The following is a 24,317-nucleotide window of genomic DNA, read 5'->3' as shown; positions in this document are numbered from 1 at the left end:
AAACGCCGAATCATTGGAGCGCGCCATGAGCCGTCAACTGCTGCGACTGGGATTGCTGATTGCACTGGTATTGAGCGGCTGTGCGGCGCCCCCACCCCCACCCCCACAGCCGGCTCCGGAGGTGGTTGAGCCCAGGGTTACACCGCTGACCCTGAACCTGGTACCCGTGTATGACCGCCAGGCGGGCGTGACACTGGCGCAGGCGCTGGTGCAGCACTACCTGCAGGGGCCTCACTACCGCATGGCAACGCCCCTGCTGCTGGCGCAGCAGTATCGTGCCGGTACTGAGCTCCATACGCCAGACGCGCGCCGCCTGATGGTGACCTACCACAATGATCAGGGCTGGGGCAGTCTGTCGGTGACCGCCGGGCAGGGCAGTGTCATGAACGCCTTCCGGGTACAGCGGGACGGCGACCAGGGATACGCACTGGTGTTCAAGCGGCTGCGTATCTGCCTCAATACCGGTGCCGACCGTGCCCCCAGCTGGCAGGGCAATCGCTGGGCGTTTTCACAGACCCGGCCGGGGCGATTCGAATGCAGCGGCCAGACCAAAGGCTCGCTGTTCCAGATCGGTTCAGGCCTGCCCGGTGTCCTGGGCCCCTATGTCGAATCCGGTGATACCGTGCTTTATGCCCGCGACTGGAGTACCCTGCAGCAAATTGCCAGCCTGCTGGCACACCAGTTTCCGCACCTGAAGGTGCCCCGAGTTTACTAACGCCGCCTGCGGGCGGCGCCCGTCCCGGAATCGCTTATGCTCAGTTATCAGCACGGCTTTCATGCCGGCAACTTCGCCGATGTTCACAAGCATCTGGTCCTGACCCTGCTGCTGCAGTCCCTCAACCGCAAGGCCAAGCCCTGGAGTTACCTGGAAACCCATGGCGGCCGGGCGCGCTATGACTTGAGCAGTGAACAGGCATTGAAGACCGGCGAGTTCCGCGATGGCATCGCGCGCCTTTGGCAGCAGCCGGCACCCGAGGCGGTGCAGGGCTATCTGGAACAGGTGGCGGCGGTCAACGAAGCGGCGCTGACCACCTACCCCGGTTCGCCGCTGCTGGCGGCGCAGCTGGCGCGGGAGGCGGACAATATCAACATCATGGAGCTGCACCCTGCTGAAGCGGAGGCGCTCAAGGCGGTGTTCCGTCAGGACAGTCGGGTGGCGGTTCATCATCGTGACGGATACGAGGGTGTGCTGGCGCTGTTGCCGCCCAAGCCTAATCGCGGCGTGGTGCTGGTCGATCCTTCATTCGAAGTCAAACAGGAATATCAGCAGCTGGTGCGCTTTATCGACAAGGCTTGCAAGCGCTGGTCCAACGGCTGCTTCGCCATCTGGTATCCGCTGTTGCCGGCGGATCTCTGGCAGCAGATGAAGCGGGACCTGGCGGCAACCGGGATTCGCAAGATTCTGTGCAGCGAGCTGGAAGTGGCCTCGGCTGATGGCGAGCGGGGAATGTTTGGCAGCGGGATGCTGGTAATCAACCCGCCTTGGCAGCTGGACCAGACGCTGGCGGATGTATCGCCCTGGCTAGTGGAGCAGCTGCAGGTGGCCGCGGGCAGTGGTCGCTGGCGCGTGGACTGGCTGGTGCCCGAATAAGGCCCGAGCCGGTCCAGACAGAATGGCGCTTAGTAGAGCGCCTTTTCGTCGCGTACGACGTCGATCAGCAGCTCGAGGAAGAGGCGGTCGGCGTCGCTCTGTTCCAACGGGATCTTGACGTTGGTGGTGGAGGTCAGCTCGTCCGCGATCAGGTTCTTGGCATCCTTCTCGTTGAAGTGCTTGCGGGCAATCTCCAGCGCCTTGTCACTGATATCCGGTTCCACCAGTACCTTGCGGATGAAGCGCAGCAGCTCGTTGATCACGCGCTCCTTGTTTTTAATCTCGGCAATACTCATCTCGTGCTCTCCGGCAAAGAAACTGAAGTCGCATCTACTATACCGCCAATGACAGGTCAGGCACAGCCTATACCTTTAGTGGCAAATCATTGTTCGTTAGGGGGTAGGCGGTTGATCGAACATTGTCAAGGTGCGAAAATGGTGGGCTATTTACAGGCTTGCGGTGGTAGGAAATCCCGAGACCGCGGGTGGTTTTAAGCGCTACCCGGCTTAAGTCTCAGAACAGGTCTGTCGGGCAAGAAGATCCTCGCCTGACCAGCACCCGAACACGAGCCATCCAATACTGCCGCGTTGGGCAGACGCAGTGACGACAACATCATGCTGCGTGAGGCCGTGTTCATCGTTGCAGAAACGCTGAAACTGTTAGTTCACCGGCAAAGGCCGGTGCTGAGTAGAGGGTACAACAGTGGAATTACTTTCAGGCGCAGAAATGGTGGTACGCGCCCTCAAAGACGAGGGTGTCAAGTACATCTACGGCTATCCGGGCGGCTCGTTGCTACATGTATACGATGCGCTGTTCCAGCAGGAAGATGTACAGCACGTTCTGGTGCGCCATGAGCAAGCTGCAACTCACATGGCGGATGCTTATGCGCGCGCAACCGGCAAGGCCGGCGTCGCGCTGGTGACATCCGGACCGGGTGCAACCAATGCCGTGACCGGTATCGCGACCGCATTCACGGACTCCATCCCGATGGTAGTGATCACCGGCCAGGTGATGAGCCACCTGATCGGCGAGGATGCGTTCCAGGAAACCGACATGCTGGGCATCTCCCGCCCGGTGGTGAAGCACAACTTCAGCGTACAGCGTCCGGAAGATATTCCGGCGATCGTGCGCAAGGCGTTCCATATCGCGGAAAGCGGTCGTCCGGGGCCGGTCGTGATCGATATCCCCAAGGATATGACCACGCCGACCGAACGTTACCCGTACGAGTATCCGAAGCATGTGAAGATGCGTTCGTACACGCCGATCACCCGCGGTCACAGTGGCCAGATCAAGAAGGCCACCGACCTGCTGCTGAACGCCAAGCGTCCGGTGATCTACACCGGTGGTGGTGTCATCCTGGGTGGTGCCAGCAACGAGCTGACCGAACTGTCACGTCTGCTCAACTTCCCGGTGACCAACACCCTGATGGGTCTGGGCGGTTTCCCGGGTACCGATCGTCAGTTTATCGGCATGCTGGGCATGCATGGCAGCTACGAAGCCAACATGGCGATGCACCACGCCGACCTGATCCTGGCCGTGGGTGCGCGTTTCGATGACCGTGTGACCAACGCAACGGACAAGTTCTGTCCGACGGCGAAGATCATCCACATCGATATCGACCCGGCATCCATCTCCAAGACCGTTCAGGCTGACATCCCGATCGTGGGTCCGGCTCAGGTGGTACTGGAAGAGATGATCCAGCTGGTCAAGGGCAGCAAGAAGCAGCCGGATGCGGAGGCTCTGCATGCCTGGTGGCAGCAGATCGACGAGTGGCGTCAGCGTCACGGTGGTCGCTTCCGTACCGACGATTCCGAGCTGATGAAGCCGCAGCAGGTCATCGAGATGCTGAGCCAGGTTACCAATGGCGATGCTTTCGTGACCTCCGACGTGGGTCAGCACCAGATGTTCGCGGCGCAGTACTACAAGTTCAACAAGCCGAACCGCTGGATCAACTCCGGTGGTCTGGGCACCATGGGCTTCGGTCTGCCGGCGGCCATGGGCGTGAAGATGAACTTCCCGGATGCCGACGTGGCTTGTGTCACCGGCGAGGGCAGCATCCAGATGAACATTCAGGAGCTCTCCACCTGCAAGCAGTACGACCTGCCGGTGAAGATCCTCTGTCTGAACAACCAGTCGCTGGGCATGGTACGCCAGTGGCAGGACATGAACTACGAGTCCCGTCACTCCCAGTCCTACATGAAGTCGCTGCCGGACTTCGTCAAGCTGGTTGAGGCCTATGGCCATGTGGGCATGAAGGTCGACAAGTACGCCGACCTGGAAGGCGCCATGCGTGAAGCCTTCGCGCTGAAGGATCGCCTGGTATTCATGGATATCGCGGTCGATCCGTTCGAGCACGTTTATCCGATGCAGGTACCGCGTGGTTCCATGCGTGACATGTGGCTGAGCAAGACAGAGAGGACCTGAGCATGCGCCATATCATTTCAGTCCTGATGGAGAACGAACCGGGTGCCCTGTCGCGCGTGGTAGGTCTGTTCTCCCAGCGTAACTTCAACATCGAGTCGCTCACTGTGGCGCCGACCGAAGACGCGACTCTGTCGCGTCTGACTGTGACTACCATCGGCAATGACCGTGTGGTGGAGCAGATCACCAAGCAGCTGAACAAGCTGATCGACGTGGTGAAAGTGGTCGACCTGTCCGAAGGCGAGCATATCGAACGTGAAGTGATGATGATCAAGCTGAAGGCCAGCGGCCAGATGCGTGCGGAGATCAAGCGCACCTGCGACATCTTCCGTGGCCAGATCATCGATGTGACTCCGACCACCTACACCGTGCAGCTGGTGGGTGCATCCGACAAGCTGGATGCCTTCATCAGTGCACTGGGCAGCGCTTCCATCATGGAAGTGGTGCGCTCCGGTGTGTGTGGTATTGCACGTGGCGAGAAAGTGCTGAGCCTCTAAGGCACACACATTTAAGTCACAAAAAACCGCTGGCCGTGCAAACGACCAGCGGTTTTTTGTTGCCTGAACGTTAGCGCTCAGTGAGCGTCCTGCTGGTTACGCTTCTCCTGGCGTCAGAGGATAAAGCCGGCGATCACGGCGACACTGACAAGGCCACGATATGGTGGCCAGCGCATTGATCTCTGGACTGACGCCCAGGAGGAATCGACCGCGAGCGCGGCAGGCGCTTAAAGGGCGAAATATGGAATAAAAAGCGGTCAGAAAAAAGCCTTTTTGCAACTGGTGGAAAACGTTTTTGTCTTTTTGTGCCCGCGGGTGCGTGGAACTGTCAAAACAGGCGTATCCAGTTCTGTCTATAGTGTTGTGTAAACCCGGACAGGAGGTGTGCAATGTGTGATTTGCGAGGGTGTGGTACGACTGAAGCGGGACCAGAGCTGCAAGTGACCTCTGCCCGTCGGCGGCTGTTTCTGAAAGGTATGGCGAGCCTGCCACTGGCCGTGGTCTTGGCTGATCCGTTGTTGGCGAAGGCGGCGGGACAGCGAACGGAAGAGGTTTCCCTGGCTCTGCCGGGCGGCCTCCAGGTCAGGGCGCATCTTGCCCTGCCTGAAGGTGAGGGTCCCTTCCCGGCGGTAGTGTTGATCCATGAATGGTGGGGGCTGAACGATTCGATCAAGGCCGTCGCGAACGAGCTGGCCGAGCAGGGATTCATGGCGCTGGCGGTGGATCTGTATGGCGGCGGTGTCGCTGAAAACCGCGAGCAGGCACTGGCGCTCAAGAGCGCCGTCAACGAGGCGGAAGGGATCGCTACTCTGACCGGCTGGGTCGACTGGTTGCGCCAGCACGAGCGCAGCAACGGCAAGGTCGCCACCCTGGGCTGGTGCTACGGTGGTGGCTGGTCGCTGGATGCCTCCCTGGCGAGGCCGGTGGATGCCACCATTATCTACTATGGCAATGTGCGCCGTAGCGCCGAGCAATTAGCGGCTCTGCGCAGTCCGGTGCTGGGCCACTTCGCCACGCTGGACAAGAGTATCGACGAGGCAATGGTGGGTGATTTCCAACGCGCCATGGCCGAGGCCGGCAAGACCGATCTTGAGGTGCACTGGTATGTGGCCGATCATGCCTTTGCCAACCCTACCGGTGCGCGCTACGACGACGAGAATGCGGCGCTGGCCTGGTCGCGCTCCCTGGCCTTTTTGCACCGCTATCTGGATGGCTGATCAGAACGGGAACAGCAGCGGCGTCAGCAGCAGGGTCAGCACCAGTGCGATCAGCTGCAGCGGAATTCCAACCCGGGCAAAATCGGCAAAGCGGTAGCCGCCTGCGGTCACGACCAGGGTGTTGACCGGTGAGGCGATCGGCGTGGCGAAGGCGGTAGACGCGGCAATCGCGACCGAGATCATCACCGGTTCCGGGTTGATGCCCAGCAACTGAGCCGTGCTCAACGCGACCGGTGCCACCAGCACCGTGGTGGCCGTGTTGGAGATGAACTGGCTCAGCACAGAGGTGAGCAGGAAGAGGCTGGCGCAAAGCAGCAGTGGCTCACTGTCACCGATCAGCCCGACCAGATGTCGCACCAGATAGTCCAGGGCGCCGCTGCGCTCCATCGCCAGTGCCATCGGCAGCATGCCGGCGATCAGGATCAGGCTGGTGGCGTTAAAGGAGCGGTAGGCTTCCTTGAGGTTGACGCAGCCGCTCAGGATCATCGCCAGTGCGGCCAGCAGGATCGCGCTGAGGTTGTCCAGCCAGCCGCTGGTCATGCACACCAGCATGGCGCCCAGAATGCCCAGTGCCAACGGCGCCTTGCTGCCGTGGGTCGGTACTTCCTCCAGTTCCGGGGGCAGGTTCAATACCACCAGCTCACGGCTCTGGCTCAAGCTACGAATGCGTTCCCAGCTGCCGGCCAGCAGCAGGGTATCACCAGCGGCCAGTTCGGTACTGGCAAACTCCAGTGGGCAACATTCCCGGTTGCGGCGCAGGCCGATGACGCTTAACCCCAGCCGCTCGCGCAAGCGCAACTGTTTCAGGGTCTGGCCACAGAATTTGGAGTCCGGTGACAGCAGCACTTCGGCCAGGCCGGTGCTCTGTTCCAGGCGGCTCACGGCACTGGCCGGGCAATCGAGAGCGGTCAGCGCCTGTTCCCGGCAGATGCGTTCGAGTCGATCACTGTCGGCATAGACCAGCAGCTGGTCAGCGTACTGCATGCGGGTATTGGCCAGTACCGGGATCAGGCTGGGCAGCCAGCCGCCGCTACGAGAAATTGCAATCAGTGTGACCTCGTATTCGGTGCGGAGCAGGGCTTCGGCCGGCGTTTTCTGTGCCAGCGGACTGCCCGGCAGGACTTCAAGCCGGTGCAACTGACGTGACAGGTTATAGCGTTCATAAAGCGCGCGAATACCCTGGCGCTCGTCTGCTGCAAGCGGATGATTCGGCAGCAGTCGTCGAGCGATCAGGATCAGGTAGGCCATGCCGACTACTAGCACCGCCAGCCCCACAGGGGTGAAGTCGAAGAAGCCGAAAGGCTCCAGACCGCTGCTGCGCATCTGGCCGCTGACGATGATGTTGGGCGGAGTGCCGATCAGGGTCAGCATGCCGCCGATCAGAGCGGCAAAGGCCAGTGGCATCAGCAGACGGGAGGGGGCGAAGCCGGAGCGGCGCGACAGACTCATCACCACGGGCAGCAACAGGGCCACGGCACCGGTGGAACTCATGAAAGCGGACAGCAGTGCGACGACCGGTAGCAGAAACAGCAGTAGCCGGGTTTCGCTGCCACCACCTACGCGCAACAGCCAGCTGCCGGTGGCACTGGCGATACCGGTGCGCAACAGGCCTTCACCGACCACGAACAGGGCGGCAATCATCACCACCACCGGTTCGCCAAAACCGGACACGGCCTCGGCCGGTGTGATGATACCGCTCAGGGCCAGGCAGACCACCAGCAGCAGCGCCACCAGGTCCATACGTATACGATCGCTCAGAAACAGGGCGATGGCGCCCGCGAGCAGCGTAAAAACGATCCACATATCCGTTGTCATCGGGGGCTCCTGTGGTGGGGCAGGGTCAGGTTGGTTCGTGCTCCGGGTCCAGCAGGGACCAGAACGCATGGATAATCGGTGAGCGCAACTTGCGCTCCTGGGCAAAGAGTCCGATCTCGTAGGGTTCCAGCGCCGGTTCTACCGCCAGCACCTCCACCCGGTCGGCCAGTGGACTATTGTCGAGCACGATCTGAGGTACCACGCCGATGCCAAAGCCGAGGCTGACCATGCTGACGATCGCCTCGTTGCCGGTGACCTGAGCATAGATGTCGGGCTGTATCTGCTGGCTGGCGAACCATTGGTTGATGCGCTCACGGGAGATGCCGCTTTCCGGCAGGATCATCGGCTGGTGCCGCCAGTCGTGCTGGTTGAAGGCCTGCTCGACAGGTGCGATGAACAGCAAGGGGGTACGGTCCAGTGGCCGGAAGGCGATGCCCGACGGCAGCTGTGCCGGGCGGGCGGCGATGGAGATCTCCTCGCGGCCATTCTGGACGCGAGCAACCGCGTGTTCGGGATCACCGGTGTGCAGCTTGATCTCCACTTGTGGATAAAGCTGCCTGAAGCGACTCAGCAGTGAATAGAGAAAGCTGTAACTGGCCGTGACCGAGCAGTAGACGCTGATTTCACCGCGCAATTCGCTGGCGCCTTCGAGCAGGGAGTTGCGGATCTGCTCCCACTGCTGCAGGGTCTCGCGGGCGTACTGGGCAAAGCGAACCCCTTCCTGGGTCAATTGCACGCTGCGGTTGTCGCGCAGGAACAATTCCACGCCCAATGATTCTTCCAGCTGCTTGATGGCCCGACTCAGAGTGGAGGGGCTGACATGGCAGGCTTCACTGCTGCGGCCGAAGTGCAGCGTCTCGGCCAGATTCAGGAACAGGCGCAGGGAGCGGGTATCCATAATATTTCGTTTAATGAAATGTAATGTTTCAAATATATCATTTTACGCAACGGGAAGGATCCCTTAATGTAGTCACCATTGCTATAGTCATTGCGGCTAACAGCACCCGAATCACTTTATTCAAGTCAAAGGATCAGAACCATGCAGGTTTATTACGATAAAGACTGTGATCTTTCCATCATCCAGGGCAAAAAAGTTTCTATCATCGGCTACGGTTCTCAGGGCCACGCGCACGCGTGCAACCTGAAAGACTCCGGTGTTGATGTGACCGTTGGTCTGCGTGCCGGTTCTTCTTCCCGTGCCAAGGCTGAAGCTCACGGTCTGAAAGTCGCTGATGTAGCTGACGCTGTTGCTTCTGCTGACCTGGTTATGATCCTGACTCCGGACGAATTCCAGGGCCAGCTGTACAAGGAAGAGATCGAGCCGAACATCAAGCAGGGTGCTACCCTGGCGTTCGCTCACGGTTTCTCCGTACACTACAACCAGGTTGAGCCGCGTGCTGACCTGGACGTGATCATGATCGCGCCGAAAGCGCCGGGTCACACTGTGCGTAACGAATTCGTCAAAGGCGGTGGTATCCCCGACCTGATCGCGATCTTCCGTGACGTTTCCGGTTCTGCCAAAGAAGTGGCTCTGTCCTACGCCATGGGCGTTGGCGGTGGCCGTTCAGGTATCATCGAAACTACCTTCAAGGACGAGACTGAAACCGACCTGTTCGGTGAGCAGGCTGTTCTGTGTGGCGGCGCCGTTGAGCTGGTCAAGATGGGCTTCGAAACCCTGACTGAAGCGGGTTACGCTCCGGAAATGGCATACTTCGAGTGTCTGCACGAGCTGAAGCTGATCGTCGACCTGATGTACGAAGGCGGCATCGCCAACATGAACTACTCTATCTCCAACAACGCTGAGTACGGCGAGTACGTAACCGGCCCTGAGGTGATCAACGAGCAGTCCCGTGAAGCGATGCGCAACGCGCTGAAACGCATTCAGGACGGTGAATATGCCAAGATGTTCATCTCTGAAGGCCAGACCAACTACCCGTCCATGACTGCCCGTCGTCGTAACAACGCGGCTCACCCGATCGAACAGACCGGTGAGAAACTGCGTGCGATGATGCCGTGGATCGCTGCCAACAAGCTGGTCGACAAAGAAAAGAACTGATGCACTGATTTGCATCCTTTCTCCACTGCCGGGCTCTTGCCCGGCAGTTTGCGTTCTATCCCCTCATTTCCCGCCGCATTACCCTATCTGCTCATTACTGGTGCAATAGCGCACCATTTTTGCTCATGACTTGCCCGGTAAGTGTTGCTGATTATCAGCAATAATTCTGTCATCTACAGTAACCATAATGTTTGCAAGGTTTTGGCGTGGCTTCTGCTTTAGCCATGGAGATACCCGGCTCTGTCTGCCTCGGGTGTCACCCAAAGTATGATCTGTAGATCACCTTTCATTGATCCAGGTCGTGAATTGCATGTCGTGTGCTTGATCTCGCACGGCTCCGTGCTATCAATGGTTGCGACTAATAAAAATAACAGACGATAGCGCAGCACGGGCTTGTGCGGTGACCGGATGCAGCACACGCTATCATCAGTCAAGGATGCACTTTACTATGTCTACCATCGACTTTTCTGCCTTGTGTGAACAGGCGAAAGCGTATTCGGGTTTTGAGCCTGAAGACGCTGCCATTCTGGCTCAGGAGGCACAACGCTTATCCCCCTATCTGAACACGGTCACTGACGCCTTCTACACTGAACTTCAAACCATTCCCGAAGCGCTGCCTTTTCTGGAAGGGCGTATCGATGCGCTGAAAACGACCCATACGGCCTGGCTCAGCAAAATCTTCCAGGGCCCCTACGATGCAGATTTTGCCGCCTATATGCACCATGTAGGTGTGGTCCATGTGGAGGTGAAACTTCCGGAAAAATTCATGACCAGCGGCATTGGCCTGATCAACAAGCATCTGATTCCTTTGCTGCCACAGATCTATCGGGCTGAACCGGAAATGGTTGGGCCGCTGCTCAAGGCGCTTAATGCCGCCACCAGCTTCTGCCTGCTGATCATGCTGGAATCCTACCGTGGCCATGAACTGGAGCGTTTCATGGAGGTTACCGGGATCAGCCGAGTACTGTACAACAACCTGGCTGCGGCCTATCGCAACTCCCGGGAGCGTGCTGCCTGATCGTTTCACCCCAGCCTGTATTCGCCAGCCTCTATTTATCTGCCTGCCTGAGCCCGGCCTGAGTCGGGCTCAGGCGTCTCTTGACAGCAATGCTGAATCGTAACAAAGTCATTTGACACTATTTATGCAACGGAGTGGTGCATGCAGCGTGTGTGCGCCTGGCCGCAAGGACGACACTATCAATGCGAAAAATCGATTTTTCCCAGCTCAATCAGCAAGCCAAGCAGTTTTCAGGATTCGACACCGAAGATGAACAGGTACTGGCAGGGGCGCACTCCCTGCTGGTAGCTGAACTGGATGCTGTGACCGAAGCTTTCTATGAAGAGTTGGGGCGTATCGAGGAAGCCCAGCCGTTTCTCGAAGGGCGACTGGATGCGCTCAAGGCCACACATCGACGCTGGCTGGAGCGGATTTTTACCGGCCCCTACGATGCTGACTTTGCCGCCTATATGCACCATGTCGGTGTGGTACATGTCGAAGTGCGCTTGCCTGAACGCTTCATGGCCAGCGGCATTGGTCTGATCGGCAAGCACCTGATCCCGGTACTGGCCCGGGTTTGCGGAGAGGACCTGGTTACGTTGAGCAGCCGAATGAAGGCGGTCAATGCGGTGACCACCTACTGCCTGATTATCATGCAAACCTCCTATCGTGAACATGAACTGGATCGCTTCATGGATGTGACCGGTATCAGTGAAGCGCTCTATGCCAATCTGGCGGCGGCCTACCGGGAGAAAAACGGCGTCTCGGCGGGCTGACCGCGAACAACAAGCCGACCTGCCGGTAGTACCGGGTCAGGCCGGCCTGTTCTGATCTCCTTGATATTTGGAATAACCATGCGAGAATGGCGGGCTTTAACCGCTGCTCGTTACGGTTTTGTTTAACCTTTATTTCAAGGAATGTACTCATATGAGTCAGATCAACTTCGCGGCTCTTTGTGAGCGTGGCAAGGCATGCTCAGGGTTTGATGCGGAAGATGAACAGGTATTGATGGCCGAAGGCGCCAAGCTGATACCCTACCTGAGCGCGGTAACCGAGCAGTTCTACCAGGATCTGCAACAGATCCCGGCGGCGGCGCCCTTTCTGGAAGGACGTATTGACGCGCTGAAGGCGACCCACAAGGCTTGGCTGGAGACTGTATTCAGTGGCCCCTATGACGAAGCTTTTGCCGCCCGCATGCACAAGGTGGGCGAGGTGCATGTGCAGGTCAAGCTGCCGGTGGAGTTCATGTCCAGCGGAACGCTGCTGATCAAGAAGCACCTGATCCCCATTCTGACTCAGGTCTATGCTGATGATGTCGAACTGCTGGGGCGTATGGTCAAGGCAGTCAACGGTGTCACCGGCTTCTGTCTGATCATCATGCAGGAGTCCTATCAGAGTTCGCTGCTGGCACAGGAGCTGGACAAGTTCATGGCCATTACCGGCATCAGCCGAGCCCTGTTCAATAATCTGGCAGCAGCCTACAAGGACGATAAGGGCAGTGCCGCAGCCTGATGGCATTGGGCTTGAGTGCCTCTGTCGAGTAGAATGCAGGTTCAGCGTTTTGACAGAGGTTACATCATGAATGATCAGCCGCAGGAGCCGGTGACGGAGCCCGAAAACGGGGCGGAACAGGCAGCCTCGAACACCAGTCCCCGACGTCGTCGCGGGGTTTATCTGCTGCCCAACCTGTTCACCACCGGGGCGCTGTTCTCAGGTTTCTACGCCATCGTGGCCGGCATGAACGGCCAGTTCGAAGCAGCGGCCATCGCCGTCTTCGTCGCCATGCTGCTCGATGGGCTGGACGGCCGCGTGGCGCGCATGACCAACACCCAGAGTCAGTTCGGGGCCGAGTACGATTCCCTGTCAGACATGGTCTCCTTCGGCGTGGCGCCGGCACTGGTGGCCTACAACTGGGCACTGGGTGACATCGGCAAGCTGGGCTTTTTCGCCGCCTTCATCTATGCCGCCGGTGGTGCCTTGCGTCTGGCCCGATTCAATACCCAGATCGGCTCGGTCGACAAGCGTTACTTCATTGGCCTGCCCAGCCCCGCCGCCGCCGCTACCGTGGCCGGTATGGTGTGGGTTTGTGACGAATTCAATCTCAATGTCACTGGTTGGGAGTATTTGATCGCGCTGTTCGTGGCCCTGGCCGGGGTGCTGATGGTCAGCAACACGCTCTACTACAGCTTCAAGGACGTGGATTTCCGGGGCAAGGTGCCATTCTGGATCCTCGCGGTGATCGTGCTCTGCCTGGGCATCATCTCGATCAGCACTTCGGTATCGCTGTGGGTGCTGTTCCTCTGCTACAGCCTCTCCGGCCCTGTTCTGTGGGTCTTGCGACGTACGCGTCAGCGGGGATAAGCACCGAATATCAGGCTCAGGCCAAGCCATTACGCTTTCACGTTGTTAGCGTAATGGCGCACCCCGAAAAGTGACTCTAAAACATCGGATAACAGGACGTTATGGCTGGTATAGGGCATACGTCTGTCCAAGGACTGACGTGTTCCGAATCAGGTTTACGTCATTCAATTAAGCTCTTTGTCTTTCCAGAACCTTACTCCCTTGATCGTGGCCTGCAGGGCTAATCCTGACTCCGTGAAGGTGTACACGGAAACATCACCATAATAAGCCTCGCCTTCGACTGAGCCGCCTTTATCCGAAGCCTTTGCTGCCGCATCGGCATTTCCCCCGACGGTCCAGCCACTATTGATAAAGTGATTCATGGCGGCAATGGTATGGAAGACCATCACAATGCGGTAGTCCTTGGCACCAAGGCCCAGCCCGATTCCGCCTTCAGCCATATTCATGTAGGTATGCTGGCCTGTCTGCCGGTTTTCTACCACGCCATAGCCCGTGCCAGCCGCAATCAGGATCAGGTTCACATTGGCATTACTGAAAACAGCGAACCCGGGAGCTGAATTGATTTGTGAACGGGTATAGGGTTTGAGGGCATAGAGCTGAGTTAGCACCTCATCTTTCATGGCAAGAATCTGTGCCTTCTTATCCGCGTTGCTGCCGGGGCCCATGGAGGCGCAGGCAGCGAGTGTGATGCTGATCAGTAGCACTGTGACCCATCGAGCAAGCGCCATAATCAACCTTCTTATTTCGTGTTTAACAATAAAGATAGTGCTGTTTAGGGGGGATTCAAGCGGGGTAATAACAATTCATGCAGTATTGGATACTTGGGAACAAAGCTGCTTTCCCTGCAGCACCCATACCGCTTTTTATGGGCGATGTGAGCAACAACGGAACCGGCTACGTATGCTGTGTCTAATATTGCGTATTGTTGCAGGAGTTTCCCATGTTGATTCGCCAAGCCCCTGATATAACCTCCTCCGAAATCACGCCTGAGTCGGTTTACCGACAGCGACGTCAATTCATCAAAGGCCTGGCAGCCGGTGGGGCGCTGCTGATGAGCGGGCCTGCCGCTGCACTGTCGCGTGCTGCCCTGGATGACGAGCAGGTACGTTATCCCGGTCCTGACTGGCTGCAGCAGAAGTTGAGGGCGGCCACACAATCGGCCGGTCTCTCTACTGATGAAAAAATGACCCCCTACGAGCACGTCACCGGTTATAACAATTTCTACGAATTCGGTTTGGGCAAGGGGGATCCCAAAGCGTATGCACAGTCACTGCAAACCGACCCCTGGAGTGTCGAAATCAGCGGCGAAGTACACCAGCCGGGGCGTTATCATCTGGAGGACCTGCTTAAGGGCATCGACCTGGAAGAGCGGATCTACCGCCTGCGCTGTGTCGAGGCCTGGTCGATGGTGATCCCCTGGGTCGGCTTTCCGCTGGCCTCCCTGCTCAAACGTTTTGAACCCACCGGCAACGCCCGTTATGTGGCGTTTACTACACTGCATGATCCCGAGCAGATGCGCGGTCAGCGGTCTCGTTTCGGCACTATCGACTGGCCCTATGTGGAAGGGTTGCGTATGGACGAGGCGATGCATCCGCTGACCATGCTGGCGGTAGGGGTCTATGGTGATGCGCTGCCGCCACAAAACGGAGCACCCTTGCGGCTGGTGGTGCCCTGGAAGTACGGCTTCAAGAGCATCAAGTCGATTGTGCGCATCCACTTGACCGAACAGATGCCGCCAACCAGCTGGAACCGCACGGCGCCCGGTGAGTATGGTTTCTACGCCAATGTGAATCCGGCGGTGGACCATCCGCGCTGGAGCCAGTCCACCGAACGACGCCTGCCGTCTTCGCTGTTCAGTCCCAATATCATCGACACTCAGCCGTTCAACGGCTATGCCGATCAGGTGGCCCATCTCTACACTGGCATGGATCTGCGCAAATGGTATTGAGTGTTGCTGCTGTTCATCGTCACTCGGTTGGTCGCTGGCTGTTCTGGTCGTTGATTTTTGTCGGTAGCCTGTTGCCATTGGGGTGGATCAGCCTGCAGGCAGTACAGCAAAAGCTGGGTGCCGATCCCGCCCAAGTGATTGTCACCTTCCTTGGTATCTGGGCGCTGCGCTATCTGTGGATAACCCTGGCGGTGACACCCGCAAGGCGGCTGTTTGGCCTGGGCTGGTTGCAACGCTACCGGCGTATGCTCGGCTTGTATGCGCTGTTCTATGCCACCCTGCATCTGCTGGCCGTGGCAACGTTCATTCTCGGCTGGCGGCCGGACTTGCTGGTGCGTGAGCTGACTGAACGCCCCTACATCATCGTCGGCTTCAGCGCCTGGGTGCTGTTGCTGCCGCTGGGCATCACCTCGACCCAGGGCTGGCAGCGGCGTTTGGGCAAGCGCTGGAAAACACTGCATTGGCTGGTCTACCCAATAGCATTATTGGTGTTGCTGCACTTTGCCTGGTTGATTCGGGCCGGCTATCTGGAAGTACTGATCTATGCCCTCATACTGGCCTTTCTGCTCGGCTATCGCCTATACCTCAAGTGGAGGTGATCGTCATGTCCGATAAGCCAACCCTTTGGCAGACGCTGCTCAGCGTGCTGTCCAGCTTTTTCGGGGTGCAGTCCGAACGTAACCGCGAACGCGATTTCAACGGCGGGCGCCCCGTGCATTACATCCTGATTGGGCTGTTGATGGCAGCCCTGTTCGTCATATCCATCATTCTGCTGGTGCGCTGGGCGCTGATTCTGGCGGGGGCCTGAATCAGCGTCCTGAACTTGCGCTTTCAGACGGCCTGCTATACTCGAGTTAACCGGATCACCTGTGAGGGAGCACGATGAGCCTTCCTCGGGGTCAATACGGGGGAGGCCTGAATGATGGTAAGGACAATAATAACAACCATCGGCTTGGGGCTCGGGTTGACGCTGTACTCCGCTTCGGCACATGCGGAATGGACCGTCAATCTGACACCTGGTGTCACGGATGTCAGCCGTTCGGTTTTCGACCTGCATATGACGATCTTCTGGATCTGCGTCGCCATCGCCCTGGTGGTGTTTGGTGTCATGTTCTGGTCGATCTTTCACCACCGCAAATCGCGCGGTGCTCAAGCCCACAACTTCCACGAGAATACGCTGGTCGAAGTGATCTGGACGATCATTCCACTGCTGATTCTGGTTGGCATGGCGGTGCCGGCCACCGCGACACTGGTCAAGATGTACGACCCTTCCGAGGCCGAACTGGATGTACAGATAACCGGTTATCAGTGGAAGTGGCGCTACGACTATCTGGACCATGATCTGAATTTTTTCAGTAACCTCTCGACTCCGCGCGAGCAGATCAGCAATGAGGCTGAGAAGCAGGAACACTACCTGCTCGAGGTGGATCGCCACCTGGTATTGCCGGTGGGGACCAAGATCCGTTTCCTGCTCACCTCCAACGATGTTATCCACAGCTGGTGGGTGCCGGCGCTGGCGGTGAAAAAGGACGCCATCCCAGGGTTCATCAACGAGGCTTGGACGATCATCGACGAGCCGGGCATCTACCGTGGCCAGTGTGCCGAGCTCTGTGGCAAGGATCACGGTTTCATGCCGGTCGTGATCGAAGCGGTCAGTCAGGACGATTTCAAGCAGTGGCTGGTGGATGCTCAGGCTGAAAAACAGAGCCAGGCAGCTGCCGCCGAGCGGACCTGGACGCTGGATGAATTGATGCAGCAGGGTGAGCAGGTTTACCTGCGAGCCTGTGCGGCCTGCCACCTGCCGACGGGTGAGGGTGTCCCCGGGGCCTTCCCGGCGCTCAAGGGTAGCCCGGTGGCGACCGGGGATGTGGCCGGCCATATCGATATCGTCCTCAATGGCAAGAGCGGTACCGCCATGCAGGCGTTCCGTGACCAGCTCAGTGCCACCGAGCTGGCGGCAGTGATTACCTATGAACGCAACGCCTGGGGCAATAGCCTTGGCGAGGCGGTATCCCCGGCGCAGATCATGCGTCTGCTGGAACCGTCAACAGGGGAGGCTGAGCAATGAGTACGCTGGATACGACCCTGCATGCAGCAGAGCATGAACATCATGGCCCGGCAAAGGGGGTAGGGCGTTGGCTGTTCACCACCAACCACAAGGATATAGGCTCCCTGTATCTCTGGTTCAGCCTGCTGATGTTCTTCATCGGTGGTTGCATGGCGCTGATGATCCGGGCTGAGCTGTTTCAGCCGGGGCTGCAACTGGTGGATCCGGGGTTCTTTAACCAGATGACCACCATGCACGGGCTGATCATGGTGTTCGGTGCCGTGATGCCGGCGTTCGTTGGCCTGGCCAACTGGATGGTACCGATGATGATCGGCGCGCCTGACATGGCGCTGCCTCGCATGAATAACTGGAGCTTCTGGATCCTTCCATTTGCCTTCGCCATGCTGGTCTCCACCCTGTTCATGGATGGCGGGGCGCCCAACTTTGGTTGGACTTTCTACGCGCCGCTCTCTACCACCTATGCGCCCCCCAGCGTGACCTATTTCATCTTCGCCGTACATATGATGGGGATCAGTTCGATCATGGGGGCGATTAATATCATCGCGACCATTTTGAACCTGCGTGCGCCGGGCATGACGATGATGAAGCTGCCGCTGTTCTGCTGGACCTGGCTGATCACCGCCTTCCTGTTGATCGCGGTGATGCCGGTGCTGGCCGGGGTGGTCACCATGATGTTGATGGATATCCACTTCGGTACCAGCTTCTTCAATGCGGCCGGTGGCGGTGACCCGGTGCTGTTCCAGCACGTGTTCTGGTTCTTCGGTCACCCCGAGGTGTACATCATGATTCTGCCGGCGTTCGGCATTGTCAGTCAGATCATTCCCACGTTCGCCCGCAAGCGGCTGTTCGGCTATGCGTCGATGGTGTATGCCACCGCTTCGATCGCCATCCTGTCCTTCCTGGTCTGGGCGCATCATATGTTCACCGTCGGGATACCGCTGGCCGGCGAACTCTTCTTCATGTTCGCCACCATGTTGATTGCGGTGCCCACCGGGGTGAAGGTGTTCAACTGGGTGGCGACCATGTTCCGCGGCTCCATGACCTTCGAAACGCCGATGCTGTTTGCGCTGGCCTTCGTGGTGCTGTTCACCATTGGCGGCTTTTCGGGGTTGATGCTGGCGATTGCACCGGTGGACTTCCAGTACCACGACACCTATTTCGTGGTGGCGCATTTCCATTATGTGCTGGTGCCGGGGGCGGTATTCGCCATCATGGCCGGGGCCTATTACTGGCTGCCGAAGTGGACCGGGCACATGCTTGATGAACGCATGGGCAAGCTGCATTTCTGGCTCAGCTTTATCGGCGTCAACATTACTTTCTTCCCGATGCACTTCATCGGTCTGGCCGGCATGCCGCGCCGTATACCGGACTATGCGCTGCAGTTTGCCGATTTCAATATGGTGGCCTCGATTGGTGCCTTTATCTTTGGGCTGTCGCAGCTGATCTTCCTGTGGAACGTGATCGCCTGTGTGCGTGGTGGCCAAAAAGCCGAGGCGCGAGCCTGGGAAGGCGCCGAGGGGCTGGAGTGGGAGGTGCCGTCACCGGCGCCCTATCACACCTTTGTTGAGCCGCCCAAGCTGCCGGAGTCACTGCGATGAGTACTCAAGCTGACAACTGGCGTCTGGTGCGGCGGCTGATACTCAGTTGTGTGCTGATGTTTGGTTTCGGCTTCGCACTGGTACCGCTATACGATGTTTTCTGTGAGGTGACCGGCCTCAACGGCAAGATTACCAAGACCGGGCCTGTGGCGCTGGAGGGGCCGGACCTGTCACGACAGATCAAGGTGCGCTTGATCGCGGTCCACAATGAAGGCATGCCCTGGGAGTTTGGCCCGATTGACGGGCTGATAGAAACCCATCCGGGTGAAATGAAACAGACCGCTTTTCATGCGGCCAACCCCACTGGCCGGCGCATGGTTGCTCAGGCCATCCCGTCCGTCGCCCCGGCCGAGGCGGCGGAGTATCTGCACAAGGTCAACTGTTTCTGCTTCGAACAGCAGGTGTTGCTTGCCGGAGAATCGGTGGAGATGCCGTTGTTGTTCGTCATCGACAAGCAACTGCCCGAGCATATCCGCTCGCTGACGCTGTCCTACACCCTGTTTGATATCTCGCCCGAGGTTTCAGTGGCGGAGCAGGCTGAGAAGGAGCAAACGCTATGAGCAGCTCTACCTACTATGTACCCGAGCAGAGTCGTTGGCCGATTCTGGCTTCGACCGCGCTTTTTTTGCTGGCCTATGGTGCCGGAACACTGTTGAACGCCCTCAATGCCGATCGGGGTGGTGGTCTTGGATTGGTGTTGCTGCTGGCAGGGGCGCTGATGATGGGGCTGATCCTGGTGGGCTGGTTCAGCAACGTGATTCATGAAAGCCGGGGTGGGTTGTATTCCGAACAGATGGACCGTTCCTTCCGCTGGGGCATGAGCTGGTTCATCTTTTCGGAAGTGATGTTCTTTGCGGCCTTTTTCGGTGCGCTTTTCTATGTACGAGTGTTGGCCGTACCCTGGTTGGGCGGGGAGGGCGACAAGGGTGTCAGTCAGATGCTCTGGCCTGATTTTACGGCCCAGTGGCCGCTGTTCAATCCGCCGGATGCGGAGCGTTTTCCCGGTCCCGAGGCGGTGATCAGCCCCTGGCATATCCCGCTGCTCAATACTTGCCTGCTGGTCACCTCAAGTTTCACCCTGACGCTGGCGCATAAGGCGCTGCTGAAGGATGAGCGTATGCAGGTGCGCCGCTGGATGTTCCTGACTATCGTGCTGGGGATGGTGTTCCTTGGCTTCCAGGCCTACGAATATGTCGAGGCCTATCACGAGCTGGGGTTGACGCTTCATGCCGGCATCTACGGCGCGACCTTCTTTATTTTGACCGGTTTTCATGGACTGCACGTGACCCTCGGTACTCTGATGCTGATGATCATCCTCGGTCGCATTGTGGTCGGACATTTCGATTCACGGCAGCATTTTGGTTTTGAGGCCGTGGCCTGGTACTGGCACTTCGTTGATGTGGTCTGGATCGGACTCTTCCTGTTTGTCTATGTGCTTTGAGGACTACCAGGGGGCATGAGGCTGCAGGTGTCCCGTATTGAAACCGTAGACCAGCGCCAGGATCAGCAGTGCACTGAGAATCACTCGCCAGAGCAGTCGGTTGGCGGTGGTGCCATCACCGGATGGATGCCTGAGCAGTGACCAGAGGCTGCTGAACAGGGCAACCAGGATGGCGATGAACAGGATCAGAATCAGCAGACGAAACATGGGAGAACCTCCTTGGCGAATACCTCCAGTAAAGCGGATCGCCGCCGCCGGTTCAAATATGTACGTCTGGGGCTCTGGCTATTGGGGGTCCCTTTGCTGCTGTTTTTGGGCAGCTGGCAATTACAGCGAGCCGAACAGAAGCGAATATGGCTGCAACAACTGGATGACACTCCCGCGACTACGGTAACCGGAGCATTGGAACGGCTTGAGCACTATGAATGGGTACCGGTGCAGCTGGAGATTGAGCTGGTGCCGTTAAAAGTGTTTCTGCTCGACAATCGAACCCGGCAGGGGCAAGTCGGTTATGAAGTGGTAGTACCTGTCCGGGTCGATGAAGGCAGCTGGTGGCTGGGCAGTCTGGGCTGGATCGCAGCACCACCACTTCGGGAGCAGCTGCCTGAAGTAGAGCTGGCGCGTCGCTGGGTCAGGGTTGAAGCTGTGCTGTCGCGGCCACTGCAATCAGTGACATTGGCAGAAAGTCAGATAGAACCGGGCTGGCCACGCCGTATTCAGTCGCTGGATCTTGAGCAAATCAGGGAGGCGTTGGCGATGCCGGTGGAACCTTTGGTGTTGCATCTGAAAACGGCGGTCAGTGACGTCATTCTGCCAAGAGAAAGGATATATACCGGCATCGAGCCGGAGCGTCATCTGGGTTATGCCGTGCAGTGGTTTGGCTTGGCATTGGCACTGAGTGTCTGGCTGGTGTGGGCTGGGCGCCGGGAGCGACATGAGGTGAGCTGATGAGCAACAGTCGAGGTGTATTCTGGATTGTATGGGGGATAGGGCTTGTCCCTGTGTTGCTGGCGCTGTTGGCCTGGGCCAGCGGGGTCGGGGTGCCCGAACAAGGCAGCAACCAGGGTGAGCTGGTACAGCCGGTCCGCACACTTGATGAGTGGGGAGGGGACGTTGGCCATCATACCGGCCATTGGTCCTTGCTGCTGGTCGACGACGCGCGCTGCTCGGAAGCGTGTGAAGCCCGGTTGGAGGCGTTGAAGAGGGTTCATGATGCACTTGGGCGAGAGGCGGATCGAGTCAGGGTCGATCTGGTGCCATCGGGTGAACTGGAACCGGGTGTTTGGGTTGTAGACCCATTGGGCAACCTGGTTATCAAGCACCCGCTGTCCTACGAAGGCAAGGCCCTGCTGGGTGATATGCGGCGCCTGCTCAAGGCATCGAGGCTGGGATGATGAACTTGCCTCTTCGACTGACGACGCTTGCGATCGGCCTGGCGATGGTTGTGGTGTTGCTGGGTGGCTGGACACGGCTTAATGACGCTGGACTGGGCTGCCCCGACTGGCCGGGTTGCTATGGCACCTGGGTACTGCCGGATGACCATGCTGAATTGGCCGAAGCACACCCCGACGCACTGATCGACCTGCGCAAGGGATGGATCGAGATGATCCACCGCTATGCGGCCGGTACCCTGGGGCTCTTGATTCTGGGGCTGGCCGTGATTGGCTTCAGGCAGCGCCGGGACCCGGGATATCCCGTATTGCTGTCATTCGGGCTCTTGCTGCTGGTGATTGCCCAGGGGATTTTCGGCATGTGGACGGTAACGCTGCAACTGCTGCCGATAGTAGTGACACTGCACCTGCTGGGTGGGTTGACGACACTGATGTTACTGGTGCTGTTGCGACAGCGCCTGAAGCGACTGGAGGCAGGCGAGGTTGAGTCGTCTCCGCATGCCGGAGTAAGGCTTATGTGCGTGGCACTATTCCTGCAGCTGGCGCTGGGTGGCTGGACCAGTACCAACTACGCAGGCTGGGCGTGCAGTGACTGGTTGTACTGCCATCGGGATCATCCGGTTGAGTTCGATTTTGCCAGCGGCCTCAATCCGGTAATGAGCATCGGGCCCAACTACGAAGGCGGGTTGTTGCCGGCAGAGGCGCGTGCAGCCATCCAGGTCAGCCATCGGCTGGGTGCGCTGTTGTTATTACTGGTATCACTGCTGGTGACAAAAAATCTCTGGAAGAATATCAGCCTGCGGCGGCCATTGTGCGGCTACTGGTGTCTGTTGTTGGCGCAGGCGGGGTTGGGTATCGCCAACGTGATCTGGCTGCTGCCATTGGGACTGGCTGTCGCACATCATGCCGGTGCAGTTGCCCTGTTGCTGATGCTATTGCATCTGAATTCCAAGGCGCGTGTCGCCGCTCAGGAGGTGAATAATGGCTACCTTGTCGCTCAGTGAACCCCGAACCGGCTCTGCGTCCTGGCGTGACTATCTTGCGCTATGCAAGCTCAAAGTTGTGGCCGTGATGTTGCTTACACTGGTGGTCGGCTTCTGTTTGGCGGCGCCTCTGGCGCCTGATCCGGTACTGCTGGCGCTGACATCACTGGGGGTCGGGTTGGCGGCGGCGTCGGCGGCTGCCGTTAACCATGTATTGGATTTCAATATTGACTGCCGTATGGCGCGTACGGCTCGGCGACCCTTGCCGCAGGGGCGTATCAGTCCCCGCAACGCCCTGATGTTTGCAGCTGTACTGGGGATAGCCGGGATCAGTCTGCTGGAGGTCGCCGTCAATAGCGTCACGGCGTGGTTAACACTGGCTTCGCTGATCGGTTATGCGGTGGTGTATACCGCGATTCTCAAGCGGGCGACACCACAGAACATTGTGATCGGAGGAGTGGCGGGTGCAGCGCCACCTTTGCTGGGCTGGACTGCGGTGACCGGCAGTGTCGACTTCCAGGGGCTGTTGCTGATGCTGATCATCTTCGCCTGGACGCCTCCTCATTTCTGGGCACTGTGTATCGCGCGACGGGATGACTATGCCCGGGCCGGGGTACCCATGCTGCCCAATACTCATGGTGTGCCTTACACACGAGTGCAAATCCTGCTTTACACGTTACTGACGTTGATCGCGACGTTGCTGCCCTTTGTAACCGGCATGAGTGGCTGGTTGTATCTGGCGGGCGTGATGTTGATCAATGTGCGTCTGCTGCACTGGGCGCTGAAGTTATATCGTTCAACTGAAGTGGCTGTGCCGATGAAAATGTTTCGTTACAGCATTGTGTACATCATGTGGCTGTTTGCCATACTTCTGATAGACCATTACGGGCATCTCTTCGTATAACCCTTCGGGAAAATAAAGCAGTAAACGAACGGAAGCGGGCACTATCGACAATAAAAAGATGTGGCCCGGGGCATACCCGGACTGCAAGGAGGATAGACCTATGTTCTTGCAGCATATGATGGGGGTTTTCTACCATCCGAAACAGGAGTGGCGCGCGATCCGCAAGGAGCACTACTCGGCCATGCATGTTTTCCTCGCCCAGATCAGCATACTGGCGGCCATCCCGGCAGTTTCGCTGTTCATTGGTACCACTCAGGTCGGCTGGAGTCTCGGCGGCACCGAGTTCGTCAAACTCAGTATCGGCAGTGCACTGCCGGCAGCGATCGCTTTCTATGTCGCCATGTGGGTAGCGGTGGGGTTTATTGCCTGGTCCGTACACTGGATGGAAAAGACCTATGGCGGCCAAGTGTCCTATGAAGAGTGCCTGGTGTTGACCACCTTTACGGCAACGCCGCTGTTCGTGTCCGGGCTGGCCGGACTCTACCCCATGCTGTGGTTCAATGTGATAGTCGGTTTGATCGCGCTCTCCTATACCATCTATCTGTTATATACCGGTGTGCCGGAAATCATGCAGATTCCTGAAGACAGGGCGTTCTTCTTCTCGACATCGATCCTGACGGTGGGATTGTGTGTACTGGTTGGCCTGTTGGCGACCACCGTGATCCTGTGGGGCACCTTTGTACCGCTGAGCTACACAGGGGGGTAGAGGGGACGCTAATGGCAGGCGCCCCTTTTGAGAAAAGGTGCGCCTGTTTACGTTTTTAACCTTTTTGGAACTTTTTACAGAAAGGCGTTGACTCCTCCTCGGGGATGCGTAGAATACGCCTCCTCGCTTGAGACGACAGGGTTCGCGAAACGCTGAAGCCTCAAATGAGAAGGAAGTAAGTTCTTGAAATCAATAAGATTTCTGATGTAGAATTCACCTCCTTGATTTCAACCGGTTCGTTGTGAGGTGCTTCGGCACTGAAACAAAAACGAAAAAAAGGTTGACATCGAAGCTCGGCGTAGTAAGATATGCGCCTCGCTTGA

The 24,317-nt window shown here is 58.1% G+C and carries 27 protein-coding genes; 22 read left to right on the top strand and 5 right to left on the bottom strand.

From position 1 onward, the window contains the following. The first annotated feature begins 25 nt into the window (after window positions 1-25). Both ABD013_RS14720 and ABD013_RS14715 read left to right on the top strand, forming a co-directional pair. Window positions 26-715 carry a hypothetical protein gene (locus tag ABD013_RS14720; RefSeq protein ID WP_343807520.1) on the top strand — a complete coding sequence of 230 codons (690 nt, stop codon included), beginning with the start codon at window positions 26-28 and terminating at the stop codon, window positions 713-715. Between the two features lie 36 nt (window positions 716-751). Then, on the top strand, window positions 752-1,591 hold the full coding sequence (locus ABD013_RS14715) for a 23S rRNA (adenine(2030)-N(6))-methyltransferase RlmJ (RefSeq protein WP_343807518.1): 840 nt from the start codon (window positions 752-754) through the stop codon (window positions 1,589-1,591). Between the two features lie 29 nt (window positions 1,592-1,620). Here the strand turns inward: ABD013_RS14715 and ABD013_RS14710 are convergent, their stop codons facing one another. Continuing rightward, window positions 1,621-1,887, bottom strand: a complete 267-nt coding sequence (locus tag ABD013_RS14710) for a hypothetical protein (RefSeq protein ID WP_343807515.1) — start codon at window positions 1,885-1,887, stop codon at window positions 1,621-1,623. Window positions 1,888-2,293: 406 nt separating this feature from the next. Here ABD013_RS14710 and ABD013_RS14705 point away from each other — a divergent pair, with 406 nt between their 5' ends. The 3 genes from ABD013_RS14705 (at window position 2,294) to ABD013_RS14695 (ending at window position 5,726) form a co-directional block, all read left to right on the top strand. After that, a complete protein-coding gene (locus ABD013_RS14705) occupies window positions 2,294-4,015 on the top strand; it encodes an acetolactate synthase 3 large subunit (RefSeq protein WP_343807512.1) in 1,722 nt (573 codons plus the stop codon). Between the two features lie 2 nt (window positions 4,016-4,017). Continuing rightward, window positions 4,018-4,509 (top strand): acetolactate synthase small subunit, encoded by a 492-nt coding sequence (ilvN, locus tag ABD013_RS14700; RefSeq protein WP_343807509.1) that lies wholly within the window; start codon window positions 4,018-4,020, stop codon window positions 4,507-4,509. 389 nt (window positions 4,510-4,898) lie between these two features. After that, entirely contained in the window at window positions 4,899-5,726 is an 828-nt protein-coding gene (locus tag ABD013_RS14695) for a dienelactone hydrolase family protein (RefSeq protein WP_343807506.1), read from the top strand. Here ABD013_RS14695 and ABD013_RS14690 read toward each other — a convergent pair whose 3' ends face one another. Both ABD013_RS14690 and ilvY read right to left on the bottom strand, forming a co-directional pair. Further along, complete coding sequence (locus tag ABD013_RS14690; protein WP_343807503.1) at window positions 5,727-7,541, bottom strand: SLC13 family permease; 1,815 nt, start codon at window positions 7,539-7,541, stop codon at window positions 5,727-5,729. 25 nt (window positions 7,542-7,566) lie between these two features. Further along, a complete protein-coding gene (gene ilvY / locus ABD013_RS14685; RefSeq protein ID WP_343807500.1) occupies window positions 7,567-8,439 on the bottom strand; it encodes an HTH-type transcriptional activator IlvY in 873 nt (290 codons plus the stop codon). A 141-nt stretch (window positions 8,440-8,580) separates the two neighbouring features. On the opposite strand from ilvY, the gene ilvC reads away from it, so the two are divergent. From ilvC to pssA, 5 genes are all read left to right on the top strand, one after another. Continuing rightward, the gene (ilvC, locus tag ABD013_RS14680; protein ID WP_343807496.1) at window positions 8,581-9,597 is read left to right on the top strand and encodes a ketol-acid reductoisomerase; all 1,017 of its coding nucleotides are present in this window, start codon (window positions 8,581-8,583) and stop codon (window positions 9,595-9,597) included. Window positions 9,598-10,045: 448 nt separating this feature from the next. Continuing rightward, complete coding sequence (locus tag ABD013_RS14675; RefSeq protein WP_343807493.1) at window positions 10,046-10,615, top strand: protoglobin domain-containing protein; 570 nt, start codon at window positions 10,046-10,048, stop codon at window positions 10,613-10,615. A 182-nt stretch (window positions 10,616-10,797) separates the two neighbouring features. Next, window positions 10,798-11,370: a protoglobin domain-containing protein gene (locus ABD013_RS14670; protein ID WP_343807490.1), complete on the top strand. Its 573-nt coding sequence runs from the start codon at window positions 10,798-10,800 to the stop codon at window positions 11,368-11,370. 151 nt (window positions 11,371-11,521) lie between these two features. Further along, on the top strand, window positions 11,522-12,106 hold the full coding sequence (locus tag ABD013_RS14665; RefSeq protein WP_343807487.1) for a protoglobin domain-containing protein: 585 nt from the start codon (window positions 11,522-11,524) through the stop codon (window positions 12,104-12,106). A gap of 66 nt (window positions 12,107-12,172) precedes the next feature. Beyond that, window positions 12,173-12,955 (top strand): CDP-diacylglycerol--serine O-phosphatidyltransferase, encoded by a 783-nt coding sequence (gene pssA, locus ABD013_RS14660; protein ID WP_343807484.1) that lies wholly within the window; start codon window positions 12,173-12,175, stop codon window positions 12,953-12,955. 164 nt (window positions 12,956-13,119) lie between these two features. Here the strand turns inward: pssA and ABD013_RS14655 are convergent, their stop codons facing one another. Then, window positions 13,120-13,683, bottom strand: coding sequence for a lipid-binding SYLF domain-containing protein (locus tag ABD013_RS14655; protein ID WP_343807482.1), 564 nt, complete (start codon window positions 13,681-13,683; stop codon window positions 13,120-13,122). A gap of 212 nt (window positions 13,684-13,895) precedes the next feature. On the opposite strand from ABD013_RS14655, the gene msrP reads away from it, so the two are divergent. From msrP to ABD013_RS14620, 7 genes are all read left to right on the top strand, one after another. Beyond that, window positions 13,896-14,903: a protein-methionine-sulfoxide reductase catalytic subunit MsrP gene (gene msrP, locus ABD013_RS14650; RefSeq protein WP_343807479.1), complete on the top strand. Its 1,008-nt coding sequence runs from the start codon at window positions 13,896-13,898 to the stop codon at window positions 14,901-14,903. After that, window positions 14,894-15,502, top strand: a complete 609-nt coding sequence (locus tag ABD013_RS14645; protein WP_343807476.1) for a protein-methionine-sulfoxide reductase heme-binding subunit MsrQ — start codon at window positions 14,894-14,896, stop codon at window positions 15,500-15,502. The genes msrP and ABD013_RS14645 overlap by 10 nt, the downstream gene beginning before the upstream one ends. A gap of 5 nt (window positions 15,503-15,507) precedes the next feature. Continuing rightward, window positions 15,508-15,711, top strand: a complete 204-nt coding sequence (locus ABD013_RS14640; RefSeq protein ID WP_343807474.1) for a DUF2970 domain-containing protein — start codon at window positions 15,508-15,510, stop codon at window positions 15,709-15,711. A gap of 114 nt (window positions 15,712-15,825) precedes the next feature. Continuing rightward, entirely contained in the window at window positions 15,826-16,971 is a 1,146-nt protein-coding gene (coxB, locus tag ABD013_RS14635) for a cytochrome c oxidase subunit II (RefSeq protein WP_343808035.1), read from the top strand. Next, complete coding sequence (gene ctaD / locus ABD013_RS14630) at window positions 16,968-18,569, top strand: cytochrome c oxidase subunit I (protein ID WP_343807472.1); 1,602 nt, start codon at window positions 16,968-16,970, stop codon at window positions 18,567-18,569. Before coxB ends, ctaD begins: the two co-directional genes overlap by 4 nt. Further along, window positions 18,566-19,129, top strand: a complete 564-nt coding sequence (locus ABD013_RS14625; RefSeq protein ID WP_343807469.1) for a cytochrome c oxidase assembly protein — start codon at window positions 18,566-18,568, stop codon at window positions 19,127-19,129. The genes ctaD and ABD013_RS14625 overlap by 4 nt, the downstream gene beginning before the upstream one ends. Then, window positions 19,126-20,010, top strand: a complete 885-nt coding sequence (locus tag ABD013_RS14620) for a cytochrome c oxidase subunit 3 (protein ID WP_343807466.1) — start codon at window positions 19,126-19,128, stop codon at window positions 20,008-20,010. Before ABD013_RS14625 ends, ABD013_RS14620 begins: the two co-directional genes overlap by 4 nt. Window positions 20,011-20,013: 3 nt before the next feature. Here the strand turns inward: ABD013_RS14620 and ABD013_RS14615 are convergent, their stop codons facing one another. Further along, window positions 20,014-20,217, bottom strand: coding sequence for a DUF2909 family protein (locus ABD013_RS14615; protein ID WP_343807463.1), 204 nt, complete (start codon window positions 20,215-20,217; stop codon window positions 20,014-20,016). A gap of 12 nt (window positions 20,218-20,229) precedes the next feature. Here ABD013_RS14615 and ABD013_RS14610 point away from each other — a divergent pair, with 12 nt between their 5' ends. The 5 genes from ABD013_RS14610 to ABD013_RS14590 all read left to right on the top strand — a co-directional run bounded on the left by ABD013_RS14610 (window position 20,230) and on the right by ABD013_RS14590 (window position 23,994). Next, window positions 20,230-20,958: an SURF1 family protein gene (locus ABD013_RS14610; protein WP_343807460.1), complete on the top strand. Its 729-nt coding sequence runs from the start codon at window positions 20,230-20,232 to the stop codon at window positions 20,956-20,958. After that, on the top strand, window positions 20,958-21,404 hold the full coding sequence (locus ABD013_RS14605) for a hypothetical protein (protein WP_343807457.1): 447 nt from the start codon (window positions 20,958-20,960) through the stop codon (window positions 21,402-21,404). The genes ABD013_RS14610 and ABD013_RS14605 overlap by 1 nt, the downstream gene beginning before the upstream one ends. Then, on the top strand, window positions 21,401-22,405 hold the full coding sequence (locus tag ABD013_RS14600) for a COX15/CtaA family protein (RefSeq protein WP_343807454.1): 1,005 nt from the start codon (window positions 21,401-21,403) through the stop codon (window positions 22,403-22,405). Before ABD013_RS14605 ends, ABD013_RS14600 begins: the two co-directional genes overlap by 4 nt. After that, entirely contained in the window at window positions 22,383-23,288 is a 906-nt protein-coding gene (gene cyoE / locus ABD013_RS14595) for a heme o synthase (RefSeq protein WP_343807451.1), read from the top strand. The genes ABD013_RS14600 and cyoE overlap by 23 nt, the downstream gene beginning before the upstream one ends. 100 nt (window positions 23,289-23,388) lie before the next feature. Further along, window positions 23,389-23,994, top strand: coding sequence for a Yip1 family protein (locus ABD013_RS14590; RefSeq protein WP_343807449.1), 606 nt, complete (start codon window positions 23,389-23,391; stop codon window positions 23,992-23,994). Window positions 23,995-24,317: the final 323 nt, after the last annotated feature.

This window comes from Marinobacterium maritimum (assembly GCF_039523155.1).
GTDB lineage: Bacteria > Pseudomonadota > Gammaproteobacteria > Pseudomonadales > Balneatricaceae > Marinobacterium > Marinobacterium maritimum.
Note: the sequence above shows the minus strand (reverse complement) of the source record. Positions and strands in the feature narration are given on the sequence as shown.